The following is a 15759-nucleotide window of genomic DNA, read 5'->3' as shown; positions in this document are numbered from 1 at the left end:
CAGTTATAGCGCCATTGTCCGGGAGCGGGGAGTGCTATTTGCCGAGACCGATGAAACGCGGCGGCATCAGCCAGCCACCGCGCGCACCAGAATCACTGTGCTTGGGGCGCCAGTGCTGACATGGTGATAGCCGCCAGCGCGGTGTTCTGCATTAGCATGGCGAACTGCTCGGGGGCCATTTTCTGGCCGTTGAAGTCGACCATGTGGTCGGCATAGTTGAGCGTAGCGACAATGTCATCGCCTTCCACCCGAGCCATCTGCGACGACGCTGCCATGTCGCCTATTGCCTCACCTGCCGCCTTGGCCTCCTGGGCAGCGTCGGCAGCATCCTGGGACGGATCGCGCTTGAGCGAGAGCAGGTCAGCAATCATCGGCCTGGAAAGGCGAAGCTGCATATCCAGCCGGCTGATCATCTGCTGGTACACCTCGGCGGGCGACAGATGATCATATTCCGCCGGACGCGTCAGATTGACCGCCATATTGAAGCGGCTCTCGCCGTGGGCGGTCTTGAAGGACAACTCGTCCAGCGTGACCACGGGATTGGCCGCCAGCAACGTACTGCCAAATGACTGCATACGGGCCCGCTCTTCCGGCAGCATCGCGGGCATCTGCTGGGTTTCCGGATCGATTTGGACACGCTCGGCATACTGCGAATAGGTGGTCGCCATGCCTTGCAAGGCTGCCGCATCGATATCCCTGAAACTCAGGGACATACGGCCACTTCCTACCTCCTTACCGTCAACCGTCATGCCACCCAGTGTGTAGTGGATGGTATCGGCGAGCCGCAGGCCGTGCTCCTGCAGATTGTCCTGGGCAGTGATATCGCGCATGACTACCGGTGGAAGGGTGTCTCCCTGGATCTGCATCGACTGAAGGCCCAGGTCCGAGCGGCCCGTATACAGCCCGCTCTGTCCCAGGCTGCGATCGGCGGTAACACGTATGCCTTTCAACGTTGTGCTGACCATCGCTCCGTTTTTGGTCGGCGAGGTCAGCACCAGGCTGTCCGCCGACAGGTCGAGCTGATAGCGTTTCAGCTCAAGGTCAGTCTTGAACCCAAGCGTTGCCCCAGCGAAGGCTACGTGTCGCTCATCCTCATTAAGCTCGAAGGGCTGCAGCGTCAGCGTGCCATTCACCTGCTGGTCGTAACCAATTACCGCTGTGCCGTACGCGGGTACCGCATTGTTGGCAGCCGTGAACCAAGCCTGCAGGCTGGGGCTGGATTCCAGCGCAAAATGGCTGCTGGCCATGACCGGCGCCAGCTTGAAAGAGGCCAGGCGGGACGCAGGGAAGGGGCCGTGCTCCAGATGATCGACCATGAGCACTTCGATCGGCGTGTCCAGTCCCAAGCCGCTACCCGGCAGGACGATGCGGTAATGGGCGGTGCTCTTGAAGAGCCCCTTGTCCAGACTGACCAGCTCCATATGCGCCGATTGATCAGGTAGCGTCTTGGCCCATTGTGCATTGGTCTGGTCAATGGCCTGGTTGAGCGCACCTTCCAGTTGGGTACTTGTATACCAGGCACCGCCCACAGCGACCGCTCCAACGACCAGGGCAATACCGACAGCAATTCCAGCTGCTTTTTTCATGAGAAAACTCGTATAAGGGGTGAAAATCCATTTTCAGCCGGTCGAGCGCCAGCGGCGCGGCCAGTCGAAAGGTCCGGCTTGCGGTTTCAGGCCTGCAAGCCGGCGCGATTATGCCAATCGCCTTGGGTATCGGCTATGTTGATACGCGATCAGGCACGGCTCAACGGCAGATAGATACGAAACTGTGCGCCGCCACGCGCCGACTCACCGGCCTCAATGCGGCCACCCTGCAGCACCGTGAGCGTCTTGACGATGGCAAGGCCCAGGCCGGTTCCGCCACTGGCCCGGTTACGCGAGGCATCCGCGCGTTGAAAGCGTTTGAACAGATTGGCCTTGATGACATCAGGCAGGCCGGGACCGGCGTCGCTCAGCACGATTACAGCCTGTTCGGCATGGGTACTCAGGCGAAGCTCCAGCCAGCCGCCTTCGCGTGCATAGCGCAGCGCATTTTCGATCAGGTTGTTAAGGATCTGTCGCAGCCGATCCTCGTCGGCCTTGACCGTGAGGTCCGGGGCCTCCACCGCCAGCTCGGCCTCAATCCCATAACTGTCCAGACGGCTGGCATATTTGCCCAGGGTGTCCCGCGCCACTTCAGCCAGATCCACCGTGACCATATGGAGCGACAAACGCCCGGCATCGGCTACCGACAGGGTATGCAGATCATCCACCAGTCGCCCCAGGTGTTCAGCCTGTTCGAGTAGCTTTTGAAACTCCAGCGGCTCAGCCGGAATGACTCCATCGCACAGGGCATGCAGCCGGGCCTGCAGAATGGCAATAGGCGTGCGCAGCTCATGGGAGATGGCAGCCGCAGTGGCCTTGCGCTCATGCTCTAAAGATTCCAGGGAATCGGTCATGTGGTTGAAATCGCGTACTAGATCCGCCAGCTCGCCACGCTGGCTCTTGCTGTGCGCCCGCACGCTGAAATCGCCCAGGGCGATCCGGTTGGCCGCCTCAGCAATGGACCCCACCGGCAAGGTCACGAGTCGCGACGTCCAGAGCCCGGCGATCAGGCCAAACGGCAGACAGAACACCAACCCCAGGACAAGCGCCAGCTGCTCGCCGTCCCAAGGGTCGCCCCGCCAGTACTGGCTGTAGATCTCAATCATCCGGGGACTGTTGTCCTGATCCTGCGCCTCAAGCAGATCCATCTCCTGCCGGACGTTAACGGGCAGGTTGTTGTAGAAGCGGTCGTACTCGTATTGGGTGTAGACGAATATGGTGGCCCAGAGCAGGCCGATGGTCACAAAGACCGTGGCAACAATATTCAGCCCGAAGCGGACCCATATGCGGTCTAGGACTCGGGCCATAGTCGATACCCGATGCCGCGTACAGTTTCGATCAGATCATCACAACCGGCATCCTGAAGCTTGCGCCGCAGCTTGCTCAAATGCGAGTCGATGACCCGGTCCAGCGCGTCGCTTTCCGGCAGGCAGGACTCGATCAGCTCGCTGCGCGAAAAGCAGCGGCGAGGCTGGTTGGCCAGCGTGCTCAGCAGGCGAAATTCGGTCAGGGTCAGCGGCAGGACCTGAGCTTCGCCGCCTTCGCTGTATGCCCGAGCCATGTAGGCCTGCTGGTCGATTTCCAGACGACCTACGCGCAGCGGGGCAGACGTATGTGTCTGCGCCTGGACAGCGCTGGTGCGGCGCAGTACCGCCCGGACACGGGCCACAACCTCGGCCGGGTTATACGGCTTGACCACATAGTCGTCGGCCCCCAGGCGGAGGCTGAGCATCTTGTCGAGATCGTCGGCCAGGGCGCTGACCATGATGACCGGCGTCTCGCTTTCGTTGCGGATGGTCTTGAGGATGTCTACGCCATCCATGCCGGGCAGGCGGATATCAAGCAGCACGATGTCTGGACGCATACGACGGAACAGCTGGAGGGCTTCGAGCCCGTCCGCTGTATGCACGGTACGCAAGCCGTCACGTTGCAGATAGGCCACCAGAATGTCCGAGATGCTCGGTTCATCCTCCACGAACAAGACGAGAGGACCTGATGGCCGGGAGTCGTTACTCATACATAGCGCCTCTGAGTTCAATCCGAAGCAGTATACGGACCTGCTCACACCTCTACGAGGGTAGCTCCGCGGACTACCAAACTAGCGCAAACCAAGCGTATCGACTTGGACTCCATGCCTGTGCGTTCATTCATCCGCACCGGACGTTCGCGTCTCCATCGTTCCTCCACAAAACCTGCAAAGCCACGCAAGTTTGACTTTGCACAATTCCCTCACGCCGTAGCCTCGGGCTACACAAACCTCTTTCGATTGGATACTCGCTGTCCAGGGTTCGCTGTCGTATGGTTCGCTTTCCGGTCAGTTTTTTCTCTACCTGCAGCCTGGCACTCACGGTGCTGGCGGGCTGCTCGCAGATCGATGCACCGGCGCTGCCCCAGACGTTGCCGGGCCAGTGGCAGCAACAGGTTGCCCAGCCTGCATCAGCAGCGCCGACCGTTGACCTGCACGGCTGGTGGAAGTCCTTCAACGATCCCGTACTGGATAAGCTGGTGGCACGTGCGGTATCCGATAACCTGACGCTCGCCCAGACTTCGAGCCGCCTGAAGCAGGCCCACGCACTGACACGCCAGACTGACGCCAATTATCTACCCCAACTGTCACTGGCAACCCGCAGCAGCGAAGAAGTCTCGGCCACGGATACTTTTTTCCAGATCAGCCTGGACGCGGTCTGGGACCTGGGATTGTTTGGCGCGCGTGAAGGTGCTGAAAAGCAGGCCAAAGCCAGGATAAAGCAGGCCAAAGCCGAGCAGCAGGCCGCCCAGGTCACTGTAGTTTCGGAAGTGGTGCGCCAGTACCTCGAACTGCGCGCCGCCCAGCAACAGATCCAGACGCTCGAAGCCCTGGCGGTGCTGGATCAGAAGGCCCTGGCCCTGCTGGATATCCGTATTCCCAGCCATCTGGCGTCGTCCGATCAGCGCCTGCAACTCCAGGCCCAACGAGCCGAGACCCTGGCACGCCTGGCGCAACCCCGCCAGGTCCAGGCACGAGCCCTGCAATCCCTGGCCGCCCTGCTGGGGCAGACCTCGCCAGATGCCTCTTGGAATACGGTACAGCCGCTGCCGCGCATCAAGCAGGTCTCGGTGCAGCAGGTGCCCAGTGACCTCCTGCGCACCCGTCCCGATATCCAAAGGGCAGAAGCCGACGTCCTGCAGGCAGCCGGTGAGCTGGGTCTGGCCCATGCCAATCTCTATCCTCACGTCGCGCTGGGCACTTCCTATCTGTATGCCTACAACATGACAATGCACGAAAAGGTCCGCTCAAACAGCGTTCCCATGGTAGGTCCGATTATTGACCTGCCTATCTTCAATTGGGGCCAGCGCAAAGCCGCAGAGAAAGCCCAGAAGTACACTATGAAGGCCGCCTTGCAGGGTTACCGCCAGGTCTTGCTCGATAGCGTTGCCCAGACCGAAGCGGCCCTGGCGGCCTTTAGCCAGGAGCAGGAGCGGGTCACGCACCTACAACAGGCAGAAGCGGCACTGGACGAGCGGGCGCAGCACGGCCTGACCCTGACTCAACTAGGCCTGACCAGCCAATGGGAGCAGCTAGACGCCCAGCGTGACCAGTTGCAGGCCTCGCTTCAACTTACCACGGCCCAGGCTCGTCGAAGCCTGGCATTCGTGGCGCTCTATAAGGCGCTGGGCGGCGCACCGCTTCCTGCCGGAGCCGGGGAGAAGCACACATGATTGCCCTGGCCCGTAAGACACTGTTCCACGAGTGGCGCCGCTTTCTACCCGCCATTCTGGCCATTGGCTTTTCCGGTGTGCTGCTGACGGTGCAGGCTGCACTGGTGCTGGGTATCTTTGGCAGCGCGGCGGTGTATGTCTCGTCCTCATCCGCCGATTTATGGGCGGGCTATCCAGGTACCCAGAGCGTCAACTTTGGTCGGACGATCAGTCCTGACGTAGAAATGCGCCTGCGCATGGACCCGGATGTTACCGATGTAGAGCCTTATATCTGGGTAGAAGGCGACTGGCATGGCACCCATGAGAAAAGCGGTGGAGTCTCGGTCTTTGTATCGGGGATCAATCCGGGCCGCCAGGGCATGATGTTTTCCAGCCTGCTCTCCTCAGGACTGCGCCAGCGCCTGGAAGAGCCCAACGCCGTCATTGTCGACCGCTCGGAACTGAATCAGCTGGGCGTCAGCCTGGATCAATCCGCATGGATCAATGGCCATCGCGTTCATGTCGTCGCGGCCATTGCCGGTCTGCGCGGCCTGGGTGGCGTCAACGTGCTGGCCTCACTGGACACGGCCCGCCTGCTGCAGGGGGATGACAATCCTGGCAGCGGACCGACCTATTACGTTGCCAAGGTGCGCAAGCCCAGCCATGTCGAGGCGGCCCAGGCCCGCCTGGTCGCCAACCCATCTTTCGGTCCCTTCGAGGTCTGGACGGCCAAGCAATTCGCCTGGCGCTCCCAGCTCTACTGGATGTTCGATACCGGCGCGGGGGTAGCCGTACTGTTCATGGCAGGCATTGTCTGCCTGGTCGGCGCGGTGATTACCAGCCAGTCGCTGATGGCCATGGTAGCCGCCTCTGCCCGCGAATACGCGGTGCTCAACGCCTTGGGCGCCAGCTTCCGATCACTGTGTCAGGTAGTGCTTGAACAGTCCTGCTGGGTTGGCGGGCTCGGCTTGCTTGTTACCGGGCTTACCAGCACGGTCCTGCTAAGCGTCGCCGCCCGCCATGACGTCCCCGTGGCCATGAACACCCCGATCGCGTTGATTTGCGCCGCCCTGGTCCTGGGCCTTGCGCTCGTGTCCGGGCTCATTGCCATGCGCGGCCTGCTGCGCGCTGACCCTGCACTGCTGTTGAGGTAATGACATGACTCCTGTGAAGCGTCCCGCTCCCAGCCTGGAAGCCGATGAGGTCAGCAAATCCTTCCTCATGGGCATGGTTCGCCTGCACGTATTGCAACGGCTGTCCGTCTCCATCTATCCGGGTGAGCTGACCCTGATTTCAGGGCCTTCGGGCTGTGGCAAGAGCACCTTGCTGTCGCTGCTCAGTGGGTTGCAGGCGCCGGACGAAGGTGAGACCCGCGCTCTGGGCCAGAAGCTAGGTGGACTGGCCAAGCGTGCCCTTGAGCGCTTTCGTCTCAAGCACACCGGCTTTGTCTTTCAGGGCTTCAATCTGTTTCCGGCGCTGACCGCTACCGAGCAGGTGGCATTGCCGCTGGGCTATCTGGGCTTTTCCAACCAGGACGCCCTGGAGCGCGCCCGGCAGGTGCTCAAGGAAGTGGGGCTGGCTCACCGGCTCGACCTGCGCCCGGCTTCGCTGTCTGGCGGCGAGCGGCAGCGTGTGGCACTTGCCCGCGCCTTGGCCAAGCGCCCCCAACTGCTGTTTGCCGATGAGCCTACCAGTGCTCTGGATGCCGAAAACGGACAAAACGTCGCCCGGATGCTGCAACGCATCGCCCATGAGCAAGGCTCCACCGTGTTGTGCGTCAGCCACGATCCGCGCCTGATCCGTCATGCCGACCGGGTACTGGAGATGGAGGACGGACAGATTCAACGTGACTGGCGACCCTCCGAACAGGGCAGCCACGCCCGCAGGGAGTTTGCCTGATGAACATGCGTATTACCCACAGTCTGCTGGCCGCCTTGATGATCGCGTCGGTCGTAGGCTGCTCGGACAAGAAACCTCCGCGACCGGCGAAACCGGCTGCGACCGAAGCCGCAAAATATGTAGCCATGGCGAGGGGCAAGGTAGAGGTGCAGGGTGGGCTGCTGGAGCTTAAATCCCTGCAGGCCGGCCGACTTGCACGCCTTACCGTGGCCGAAGGCGACACGGTCCAGCGCGGCGCCGAACTGGCAGCGCTGGACGACCGGAGCGCCCGTACCGAACTCAAGGCCTATGAAGCAGAGCTGGCGCAGGCGCAGGCCCGGCAGAAAGCGGCGGAGCAGCGTCTGCCGCCAGCACGCCAGCGCGCGCAGCAATTGCAGAAGGCCGCCCGTCAGGGTGCAGTGGACCCGCAACAGGCAACCGAGGCCCGGCAACAGGTTCAGCAGCTGGAATCGGCACAGGCCGTTGCCAAGGCAGGGGTCGAGATTGCCCGCCAGCATGTCGCGCTGGCCAAGGATCGGCTGGCCGAGCGCGTTCTACACGCACCGCAGGCCGGGACGGTAGTGCGCGTCAACGCCACCCAGGGTTCGCTCGTTTCGCCAGAGGATGCCAGGCCGCTGCTGGTGATCCTGCCGGAGCGCCCGCTGCAAATCCGCGCCGAACTCAATGAAAGCTTTGTCCATCGTGTGAAGCCGGGCATGACAGCAGATGTTGTGCTGGAAGCCGAGCCCGGCCAGCCGCCCCTGAAGGCGCACGTGACACGCCTGGGCGATCTCTTTGGCAGCAGCCACCTGGACGACGACAGCCAGGGACATCCCAACGTGCGAGTGGTCGACTGCCTGCTCGCGTTCGATCAGCCGCCGACGCTTCGTATCGGCCAGAATGTACGGGTGAATTTCCATGAATAATCTTTCACACTCCGTGCTCGACGAATCGCTCAGGCCCTATACGCCTGTCGTTCGCGAGGTTTTGCCGAACCCTTCGCAGCCCTGGATGATCCAGTGCGATTTCGACGGCACCATCAGCCAGGTCGATGTGATCGACTCCCTGCTCGAACGTTTTGGCCGCCCCGGCTGGCAAGAGCTGGAAGACGATTGGGAGGCCGGTCGGATCGGCTCCCGTGACTGCATGCAGGGCCAGGTGGCACTGCTGGACATGTCACAGGAGGAGTTCCACGCGCATCTCGACGGCATCGCCATCGATCCGGGCTTTCGTGCTTTTGTCGAGGCCGCTGGCGAGCGGGGGCTGCTGATTCAAGTCATCAGTGACGGGCTGGATTATGCGATCCGCTATATCCTGCGCCGCCACGGACTGGGCGGGCTGCCCGTGCAGGCTAACTACCTGACCCAGACCGGCGAGCGCAGCTGGGAACTTGCCTCTCCCTTTGCCAGCCCGCACTGCCTTCGCGACAGCGGCACCTGCAAGTGCGAGCGGCTTGCCCTTCAGCACCAGCGCCAGCAACGCGTGTTATTCATTGGCGACAGCACTTCGGACTTCTGCGTCTCGGGCCGTGCCGACTTTGTGCTGGCCAAGTACAAGCTGATCGATCATTGCCGCCAGCGCGGCTATCCCTTCGCACCGATTTCCACTTTCAACGACGCCCTGTCCTGGCTGGACGAGCTCGTTCCTCAAGAGCAACCCTCTCGATGACTGAACATGAATTTCTTCTGGAAGGCGGCCGCACCGGCGTCCTTCTGATCCACGGCCTGACCGGAACGCCCAACGAGATGCGCCTGTTCGGCCGTGGGCTGAACAAGGCTGGCTTCACAGTCTATGGTGTTCAACTGGCCGGCCACTGCGGCACAGCCGATGATCTGGTCGAAACACGCTGGCAGGACTGGTATGCCAGTGTTTGCGCTGCAGCGGACAAGCTGCGCGAGCAGGTCGGTCATGTCTTCGTGGCGGGCCTGTCCATGGGCGCGCTACTGGCACTCAAGCTGGCAGCCGATCAGCCGGACCGGATTGCCGGCGTAGCCGCGCTGGCAACCATGTTCCGCCACGACGGCTGGAGCATGCCGTTCTACACCCGTTTCTGCTTCATCCTTCCGATCTGCAAGGCGCTGGGCATCGGTCGCAAGACCATGTTCATCGAGCAGCCGCCCTATGGCATCAAGGATGAAATGCTGCGCACCTACATCGTCGACCAGATGAATTCTGGCGACAGCGCCGCAGCAGGCTTGCCGGGCAATCCCTGGTGGGCCGTGGCAGAGATGTATGCCCTGGCTACCCAGGTACGCAAACAGCTCGGCGACATCACCTCACCCTGTCTCGTGATGCACGCGACCCAGGACGACATTGCCAGCCTCGACTACAACGCGCGACTGGTAGAGCGCTCGGTCAAGGGACCGGTGACAACGGTCTGGCTGGAAGACAGCTATCACATGATCACAGTGGACCGTGAGCGGCGCAAGGTGGCCTCCGAAACGGTTGCGTTCATCAAGAGCGCGCTGGGCGAGCAGGCAGTATCGCCTGTGGCGGACAGGGTCACGGCATGACGGCCGAAACCTTTCCGGGGCTCGTCATCGTGCTGTGGATCGCCAATGTGGTGATCGACAGTGTCGGCCAACTGGCGTTCAAGGCTGCAGCGACCGAGTCGGCGGACAAGGACGGACTTGCGCACTGGATAGAGATGAGCCGTCGCCCGTGGCTGTGGCTGGGAATCGGCTGCTACGTGATGGAGTTTGTCGTGTGGCTGGCGTTTCTGTCGTTGGTGCCGCTGTCCCAGGGTGTACTGCTGGGCTCTATCAATATTGTGGCCATCATGCTGGCGGGGCGCTTTTTCTTCGCTGAAAAGCTCACGCCATTGCGGGTGTTGGGCATCAGCCTCATTTCCATTGGCGTTGCCGTAGTGGGGATACAGGCATGAAGCGTTTCTACCTGATTGGTTTTCTGCTGCTCATGGCGTTCGATACGCTGGCGCAGCTGAGCTTCAAATACGCCGCCCTGCAGGCCGAACCCCTGTCGATGACCACCGAGTGGCTGTGGCGGGTATTCGGCCATCCATGGATCTACGGTGCGTTCGTAGGCTACATCGGCGCCTTTTTCTGCTGGATGACCCTGCTCAAGCACGTGCCGGTCGGCCCGGCCTTTGCGGCCTCGCATCTGGAGATCGTCTCCGTGATGCTGCTGTCCGTGTGGCTGTTCAACGAGCATCTGGGCTGGCCGCAACTGCTGGCTGCCGGTTTGATCATCCTGGGCATCGTTTGCCTGGCCCTGAGTGAACACCGTGAAGCGGCTTCCTCGTAAAGCCTACTTCGACGCACCGCCCACAGCGGGCCTGCCCTTGCGGTTGCGCGACCTGCTGCCCGGCGGCGAGCGTAACCTGAGCACCGCCCTGGCGCGTTTTCTAGGCGTGGAGCATGTTCAGCTGGAAAGCTCTGGCACCGCGGCAATGGTCATTGCGCTTACAGCGCTGAAAAGGCTGTCACCTGCACGTACGACCGTTATCGTTCCGGCCTATACCTGCCCGCTGGTGGCGCTGGCGGTTGTCCAGTGTGGGCTTGAGCTACAACTCTGTGACCTCAAGCCGGACAGCCTCGACCTTGATCCATTAATGCTCGAGGCTTTGTGCAACGAGCAGACCTTGGCCGTCGTCCCAACCCACCTGTGCGGCCGGATCAGCGATATCGACCCAGCGCTTGAATGCGCCCGGGCGGTAGGCGCCTGGGTGATCGAGGATGCCGCCCAGGGCTTGGGCAGCCGTGTCGGTGGTCATAGCATCGGCATACGCAGCGACATTGCCTTTTTCAGCCTGGCAGTGGGCAAGGGGCTTACGATTTTTGAAGGCGGCGCCCTTATCGCCCGCGAGGAGACGATTCGTCAGGCCTTGCGTCATGCCAGTCAGGCGCTGGCGCAGCCAAAACCCTGGCTGGAATTCAAGCGCAGTGTTGAGCTATTGGGCTATGCCGCCCTCTATCGGCCTGCGGGTCTGCGGCTCGCTTACGGCCTGCCACTGCGGCGTGCGCTGAAGAAAGGGGATTGGGTGGCCGCTGCCGATGAATATTTTTCTCTGCCCATTACGTTGCATCAGGTTGGGTCCTGGCGGCAGGCCGTTGGCGTTCGCGCCCTGAAGCGCCTGCCCGACTTCCTCACACAACAGCGCATGCAGGCCGAACGCAGGCTCAAGCGCCTGCGCACCCTTTCTGGGCTGGTTCCCCTTGTAGGTCATGAGGGCGAGGGGAGCTGGCCCGTTTTATTAGTGCTCATGCCCAGCCGCGAGGCCCGTGACTCGGTACTGGAAGCACTCTGGGGAAATGGCTATGGTCTGAGCATTCCCTTCGTGCATGCCTTGCCGGATTACCACTATCTGAACACGACGCTTACCTACAAGTCGCCCGTTGAATGCCAGGAAGCCCGCCGGCTGGCGGGTCGAATCCTGGCTATCAGTAATAGCCCCTGGTTAAGCGAGGCTGATTTTGATGTGGTCTATGGGGTGATTGAAGAGGCTTGTCACGCCGAGCGCATGACGCGCTCATAGCCCTGCGCCGTGTTCAGCCGGCTAACCAGACGCTGATTGAGCACATGCTGCTCCACCTGCCAGGATTGTAAGGTCAAATCAGGTATTTCCAGCGTCTGGCCATCGCCGGCGCTTAGCCAGCGCTTCCAGGCGCTGGGGTGCCGATAGACCGAGACATCACCGGTGATATCACTGCCTAAGAGCTGCCCCTTCAAGGCCTCAATCGCCTGCATGACATGATGCTCAAGCATGACCCCCTGATCCCAGTTGGTGCGGACGACCGAAGGACTGAAAACATCCTTGTCGATGGATAAGTACGTGGGTTGCTGCTCACGAATCAGGAGCTCACTCAGGGTATCAGCCAGGGTGTCGGCATCGGCAAAGTTGCGAAAGGCCGACCGCACACCCAGCCAACGCGCCCACCCCGTGTCTACGCCCAGGCTCCAGTAGCTCAGCTTACCGCTGCGCAGTGGCGTCAGGTAATTCTCCCAGGCATGTCCACGGCCGATGTCTGGCGAGGTGATACCCACCACATGAACGTGGCTGACCTGCGGCAATAGGGCGACACGACGCACCCAGGAACCGCAATGGATACCAAACAGATAACGCATGTTGTCCGGGTGATTATCGAACACTACGACCCGAACGCCCCGTGTACGGGACGTCTGCCGGGCAATGAGCGGCCAGCTCAAATGATGAAAATCACCACTACCCATCAGTACAGGGCCGTGGTTGACGGGTAGGCGGGCCACCACATCACGGCCGAAGGCATCGAGAGTCGAGACGCGGCAGCCAAACCGCACCCGTGCCTGCCAGTCACGCAGGTCCAGGCGCAGGGCGTTGTCTACTGCACCGATAGAGCCATCAAGATCCAGAACGATAGGCTGGTTCACGGCTGTCACTCCATTGGCGGTCACTTTCAAAGTACCGGGAAAAGCGTCGCGCCAGGCCACGCAACAGGGTGTTGCGCACATAGACGGCGTGACAGGTGAAGGTAAAGGAAGCACCCAGGTAGGATTTGATTTCCGGGTCTGTCCAGCCGGCTACGTAATGGGTCAGACCGTGGCTGAGGGCATAGTCCAGATTGATGAGCCAGCTGATGAAGTACAGGTTGAACGACCGGGCTTCGGGATATTGCAGCCCGATGTACTTGTCGATCAGCTTGCCGTCATGCACGAAGCACACGTTATAGCCGATCAGCCGGTCCTCATGGCGATACTCAAACACCATTCCACCGCTGCCTGCATCTCGCAGCATCTGCTCGAAAAACCCACGAGACAGACGATCGAAGTGAATCTCGCTCTGGTCGTACACATTCAGGTATAGCCGGTAATACTCGTCGATCAGCTCGTCACACAGGAACTGCGCATCGCCTGTCGGCACCTCACGAATCGTCAACGCCTCGCGCTTGCGCCATTTACGGCGAATATCCTTGCGGCGGCTCGACGAAAGACGGCCCAGGTATTCCTCCACGGAGGCGAAATCGATGGGTACATAGGCCAGCGCCTGACCTTCCACCAGAACGAAACCCTCTGCCTTGCAGGCCTCAAGCAGCCGCTCCGCATACAGGTTGGCCGAGTCGTCCAGCAGGGGAGAGTGTTGGGGAATATCCTTGATGATCATCATCGGATAGCACCACCCCAGCGCCTTACGCAGACGCTTGACCAGCGAGCGGGCCGACCAGGCTGCCGGGAAGAGGGCATATTCGGAAACCGTCGTGCCGATGAAGGCCGTACGGATACGCAGCCATTTGGACCAATGGCGATAAAGGGGAAGTGATTCGATCCTGCGCTTGAGCGATCCGTCTACTGTAGTCAGCAGATCGAACTCCGCCTCGAAGCCCGGTGTGGCCTGGGGCAGGCGCAGCACCTGAAACCCTTCGGGCGGATGAGCGCTGAACTGATCGATCAGCGCCCCAGGCTCGAGCTGATTGCCGTACAGCGGCCCGGCAGAGCCGGGCCTTTGTTCGAGCCCCACCGCGTCAGGCCTGCTTGGCGCGAGTGATCAACTGGTCAAGCAGTTCCATCGCCTGATCGATCTCGGCGAAGGAGATTTCCAGCGACGGTGCAAACGTGATGACGTTCTTGTAGTAGCCGCCCACGTCCAGCACCAGACCGGTCTTCTTACCCTTGTATTCGAGATCGCCAGCCAGACCGATGTCCACCATCTTGTCCAACAGCTCGCGGTTCGGGGTAAAGCCGTCCTCGGTGCAGATCTCGGCGCGCAGGGCCAGACCCAGACCGTCGACATCACCGATTTCCTTGTGACGCTTCTGGAGGTCCTTCAGGCCTTCCAGGAAGTACGCACCACGGTCCATCACATGCTTTTCGTAGTCCACTTCCGAGGTCATGCGCAGGGTTTCGAGGCCCAGCGCCGTACCCAACGGGTTGGACGCGAAAGTGGAGTGCGTGGAGCCCGGCGGGAATACATCGGGGTTGATCAGCTCTTCGCGGGCCCATACGCCGCCCAGCGGGTTCATGCCGTTGGTGAGGGCCTTGCCGAAGACGATGATGTCCGGCTTCACGCCAAAATGCTCGATCGACCACAGCTTGCCGGTACGGTAGAAGCCCATCTGGATCTCGTCGACCACCAGCAGGATGCCGTGATCGTCCAAGACCTTTTTCAGGCCGGTATAGTAATTTTTCGGTGGAACGATATAGCCGCCGGTGCCCTGGATAGCCTCGACGTAGAAGGCCGCATATTCCGACTCCTTCGCCTTGGGATCCCACACTGCGTGGTATTCGTTCTCGAACTTACGGGCAAAGTCCTTCACCAGGTGCTCGCCGTACTCTTCGGCCGTCATGCCTTTCGGGCGGCGGAAGGGATAAGGGAAAGGCACGAAGTTGGCGCGCTCGCCAAAGTGGCCGTAACGGCGACGGTAGCGGTAGCTGGAAGTAATGCTCGATGCGCCCAGCGTACGGCCATGGTAGCCGCCTTCGAAGGCAAACATCAGGCTCTTGCCGCCGGTAGCGTTACGGACGATCTTGAGCGAATCCTCAACGGACTGCGAACCGCCAACGTTGAAATGCACGCGGCCCGGCAAACCAAACTTGCGCTCGGCGTCCTGAGCGATGGTCTTGGCCAACTCGATCTTGGTGGGGTGTAGATACTGGCTGGCAACCTGGGGCAGGACATCCAGCTGCTTGCGCATCACGGCGTCGAGACGCGGATTCTTGTAGCCGAAGTTGACGGCCGAGTACCACATCTGCAGGTCGAGGTAGGGTGTGCCCTCGGCGTCATACATGTAGCTGCCTTCGCAGCCAGTAAAAATCTTGGGCGGATTAACGTAGTGGACAGTGTCGCCAAAAGAACAGTATTTGGCTTCGTCAGCCAGCAAGGCTTCGTTGTTCATGGATTGCTCCAGACTGCGATTGGGTGAGGATCACCGTGGTCTACAGCAGACGCGCGATGACAACTGCCCTGCATTGTGCAAAGGCAACCTTGCTGGCCTGTCGAGGGATTGTGTGCAAAGTGTGGAGATGAAACAGAACGTTTCGCGAAGCGACAAACGTAACGTTTTCAGGCGTGAGCTGGCATTATCAAAGCCAGAACGAACGCAGGAGTGCTCTTATGAATATTCGTCCCATTACCGCCGCTGACTTTGATCAGGTCTGGCCGATCATCCAGGCAGTCGTCCAAAGCCAGGAAACCTATGCGCTTGATCCGGCCATGGACCGTGACGCCGCCTGGAAGCTCTGGGTCGAGCTACCCAAGGCCACCTTTGTCGCGGAGCGGGACGGGCAGATTCTGGGTACTTATTACATCAAGCCCAATGCCGCCGGGCCGGGCAGCCATGTGTGCAACTGCGGCTACATGACTGCCGAAGCCGCACGCGGGCAGGGAGTCGCCAGTGCCTTGTGCGCCCATTCACTGGATATGGGGCGCGAGCTGGGCTTTCTCGCAATGCAGTTCAACTCGGTGGTCTCCACCAATCAGGTGGCGGTTGCCCTGTGGAAAAAGCATGGTTTTGAGGTCGTCGGCACGCTGCCCAAGGCCTACCGTCACCGCACCCAGGGGCTGGTGGACTGCTACGTGATGTTCCGCGCGCTTTGATCAAATCGTACCGTTAGGTATCGCCGCATGACACATGCCTGCCATTCTGAATTGTAGGTTGGGTAAAGCGTAGCGCTACCTAACGAAGCA

At 60.9% G+C, this 15759-nt stretch carries 16 protein-coding genes; 10 read left to right on the top strand and 6 right to left on the bottom strand.

From position 1 onward, the window contains the following. Positions 1 to 92 precede the first annotated feature (92 nt). From AC4LF3_RS00390 to AC4LF3_RS00380, 3 genes are all read right to left on the bottom strand, one after another. Entirely contained in the window at positions 93 to 1586 is a 1494-nt protein-coding gene (locus AC4LF3_RS00390) for a YdgA family protein (protein ID WP_491834590.1), read from the bottom strand. Between the two features lie 149 nt (positions 1587 to 1735). Beyond that, positions 1736 to 2893, bottom strand: a complete 1158-nt coding sequence (locus AC4LF3_RS00385; protein ID WP_074821074.1) for a sensor histidine kinase — start codon at positions 2891 to 2893, stop codon at positions 1736 to 1738. Continuing rightward, positions 2878 to 3603, bottom strand: a complete 726-nt coding sequence (locus AC4LF3_RS00380; protein ID WP_239383239.1) for a response regulator — start codon at positions 3601 to 3603, stop codon at positions 2878 to 2880. The genes AC4LF3_RS00385 and AC4LF3_RS00380 overlap by 16 nt, the downstream gene beginning before the upstream one ends. A gap of 281 nt (positions 3604 to 3884) precedes the next feature. Between AC4LF3_RS00380 and AC4LF3_RS00375 the strand changes: the two genes are divergently transcribed. Genes AC4LF3_RS00375 through AC4LF3_RS00335 form a run of 9 tightly spaced genes read left to right on the top strand, consistent with a single transcriptional unit; the run spans position 3885 to position 11637 of the window. Continuing rightward, the gene (locus AC4LF3_RS00375) at positions 3885 to 5285 is read left to right on the top strand and encodes an efflux transporter outer membrane subunit (RefSeq protein ID WP_491834589.1); all 1401 of its coding nucleotides are present in this window, start codon (positions 3885 to 3887) and stop codon (positions 5283 to 5285) included. Continuing rightward, positions 5282 to 6418, top strand: coding sequence for an ABC transporter permease (locus tag AC4LF3_RS00370; RefSeq protein WP_491834588.1), 1137 nt, complete (start codon positions 5282 to 5284; stop codon positions 6416 to 6418). Before AC4LF3_RS00375 ends, AC4LF3_RS00370 begins: the two co-directional genes overlap by 4 nt. Before the next feature lie 4 nt (positions 6419 to 6422). Then, on the top strand, positions 6423 to 7163 hold the full coding sequence (locus AC4LF3_RS00365; protein ID WP_010796416.1) for an ABC transporter ATP-binding protein: 741 nt from the start codon (positions 6423 to 6425) through the stop codon (positions 7161 to 7163). Further along, positions 7163 to 8068: an efflux RND transporter periplasmic adaptor subunit gene (locus AC4LF3_RS00360; RefSeq protein WP_074821063.1), complete on the top strand. Its 906-nt coding sequence runs from the start codon at positions 7163 to 7165 to the stop codon at positions 8066 to 8068. Before AC4LF3_RS00365 ends, AC4LF3_RS00360 begins: the two co-directional genes overlap by 1 nt. Then, positions 8061 to 8810, top strand: a complete 750-nt coding sequence (locus AC4LF3_RS00355; RefSeq protein ID WP_010796414.1) for an MtnX-like HAD-IB family phosphatase — start codon at positions 8061 to 8063, stop codon at positions 8808 to 8810. Before AC4LF3_RS00360 ends, AC4LF3_RS00355 begins: the two co-directional genes overlap by 8 nt. Then, a complete protein-coding gene (locus AC4LF3_RS00350; protein ID WP_491834587.1) occupies positions 8807 to 9655 on the top strand; it encodes an alpha/beta hydrolase in 849 nt (282 codons plus the stop codon). The genes AC4LF3_RS00355 and AC4LF3_RS00350 overlap by 4 nt, the downstream gene beginning before the upstream one ends. Further along, on the top strand, positions 9652 to 10026 hold the full coding sequence (locus AC4LF3_RS00345; RefSeq protein WP_122041166.1) for a DMT family transporter: 375 nt from the start codon (positions 9652 to 9654) through the stop codon (positions 10024 to 10026). Before AC4LF3_RS00350 ends, AC4LF3_RS00345 begins: the two co-directional genes overlap by 4 nt. After that, positions 10023 to 10406 (top strand): DMT family transporter, encoded by a 384-nt coding sequence (locus AC4LF3_RS00340; protein WP_491834586.1) that lies wholly within the window; start codon positions 10023 to 10025, stop codon positions 10404 to 10406. The genes AC4LF3_RS00345 and AC4LF3_RS00340 overlap by 4 nt, the downstream gene beginning before the upstream one ends. Then, positions 10387 to 11637 carry a DegT/DnrJ/EryC1/StrS family aminotransferase gene (locus AC4LF3_RS00335; protein WP_491834585.1) on the top strand — a complete coding sequence of 417 codons (1251 nt, stop codon included), beginning with the start codon at positions 10387 to 10389 and terminating at the stop codon, positions 11635 to 11637. Before AC4LF3_RS00340 ends, AC4LF3_RS00335 begins: the two co-directional genes overlap by 20 nt. On the opposite strand, the gene AC4LF3_RS00330 is transcribed toward AC4LF3_RS00335, so the two are convergent. Genes AC4LF3_RS00330 through AC4LF3_RS00320 form a run of 3 tightly spaced genes read right to left on the bottom strand, consistent with a single transcriptional unit; the run spans position 11610 to position 14968 of the window. Then, a complete protein-coding gene (locus AC4LF3_RS00330; protein WP_308460593.1) occupies positions 11610 to 12509 on the bottom strand; it encodes an arginase family protein in 900 nt (299 codons plus the stop codon). The two genes, AC4LF3_RS00335 and AC4LF3_RS00330, sit on opposite strands and share 28 nt — an antisense overlap. Next, positions 12481 to 13593: a GNAT family N-acetyltransferase gene (locus AC4LF3_RS00325; RefSeq protein ID WP_491834584.1), complete on the bottom strand. Its 1113-nt coding sequence runs from the start codon at positions 13591 to 13593 to the stop codon at positions 12481 to 12483. The genes AC4LF3_RS00330 and AC4LF3_RS00325 overlap by 29 nt, the downstream gene beginning before the upstream one ends. A gap of 4 nt (positions 13594 to 13597) precedes the next feature. Further along, complete coding sequence (locus AC4LF3_RS00320; protein ID WP_491834583.1) at positions 13598 to 14968, bottom strand: aspartate aminotransferase family protein; 1371 nt, start codon at positions 14966 to 14968, stop codon at positions 13598 to 13600. A 218-nt stretch (positions 14969 to 15186) separates the two neighbouring features. Here AC4LF3_RS00320 and AC4LF3_RS00315 point away from each other — a divergent pair, with 218 nt between their 5' ends. Beyond that, the gene (locus AC4LF3_RS00315) at positions 15187 to 15669 is read left to right on the top strand and encodes a GNAT family N-acetyltransferase (RefSeq protein ID WP_074821043.1); all 483 of its coding nucleotides are present in this window, start codon (positions 15187 to 15189) and stop codon (positions 15667 to 15669) included. Positions 15670 to 15759 lie beyond the last annotated feature (90 nt).

It is taken from the genome of Pseudomonas sp. C2.3V, from assembly GCF_058536325.1.
Note: the sequence above shows the minus strand (reverse complement) of the source record. Positions and strands in the feature narration are given on the sequence as shown.

Bases quoted from the DNA above. Each gene is read 5' to 3' on its own strand.
- AC4LF3_RS00385 (WP_074821074.1), bottom strand. From the start codon at position 2,893: ATGGCCCGAGTCCTAGACCGCATATGGGTCCGCTTCGGGCTGAATATT.
- AC4LF3_RS00345 (WP_122041166.1), top strand. From the start codon at position 9,652: ATGACGGCCGAAACCTTTCCGGGGCTCGTCATCGTGCTGTGGATCGCC.
- AC4LF3_RS00360 (WP_074821063.1), top strand. From the start codon at position 7,163: ATGAACATGCGTATTACCCACAGTCTGCTGGCCGCCTTGATGATCGCG.
- AC4LF3_RS00320 (WP_491834583.1), bottom strand. From the start codon at position 14,968: ATGAACAACGAAGCCTTGCTGGCTGACGAAGCCAAATACTGTTCTTTT.
- AC4LF3_RS00350 (WP_491834587.1), top strand. From the start codon at position 8,807: ATGACTGAACATGAATTTCTTCTGGAAGGCGGCCGCACCGGCGTCCTT.
- AC4LF3_RS00365 (WP_010796416.1), top strand. From the start codon at position 6,423: ATGACTCCTGTGAAGCGTCCCGCTCCCAGCCTGGAAGCCGATGAGGTC.
- AC4LF3_RS00375 (WP_491834589.1), top strand. From the start codon at position 3,885: ATGGTTCGCTTTCCGGTCAGTTTTTTCTCTACCTGCAGCCTGGCACTC.
- AC4LF3_RS00340 (WP_491834586.1), top strand. From the start codon at position 10,023: ATGAAGCGTTTCTACCTGATTGGTTTTCTGCTGCTCATGGCGTTCGAT.
- AC4LF3_RS00390 (WP_491834590.1), bottom strand. From the start codon at position 1,586: ATGAAAAAAGCAGCTGGAATTGCTGTCGGTATTGCCCTGGTCGTTGGA.
- AC4LF3_RS00380 (WP_239383239.1), bottom strand. From the start codon at position 3,603: ATGAGTAACGACTCCCGGCCATCAGGTCCTCTCGTCTTGTTCGTGGAG.
- AC4LF3_RS00355 (WP_010796414.1), top strand. From the start codon at position 8,061: ATGAATAATCTTTCACACTCCGTGCTCGACGAATCGCTCAGGCCCTAT.
- AC4LF3_RS00315 (WP_074821043.1), top strand. From the start codon at position 15,187: ATGAATATTCGTCCCATTACCGCCGCTGACTTTGATCAGGTCTGGCCG.
- AC4LF3_RS00370 (WP_491834588.1), top strand. From the start codon at position 5,282: ATGATTGCCCTGGCCCGTAAGACACTGTTCCACGAGTGGCGCCGCTTT.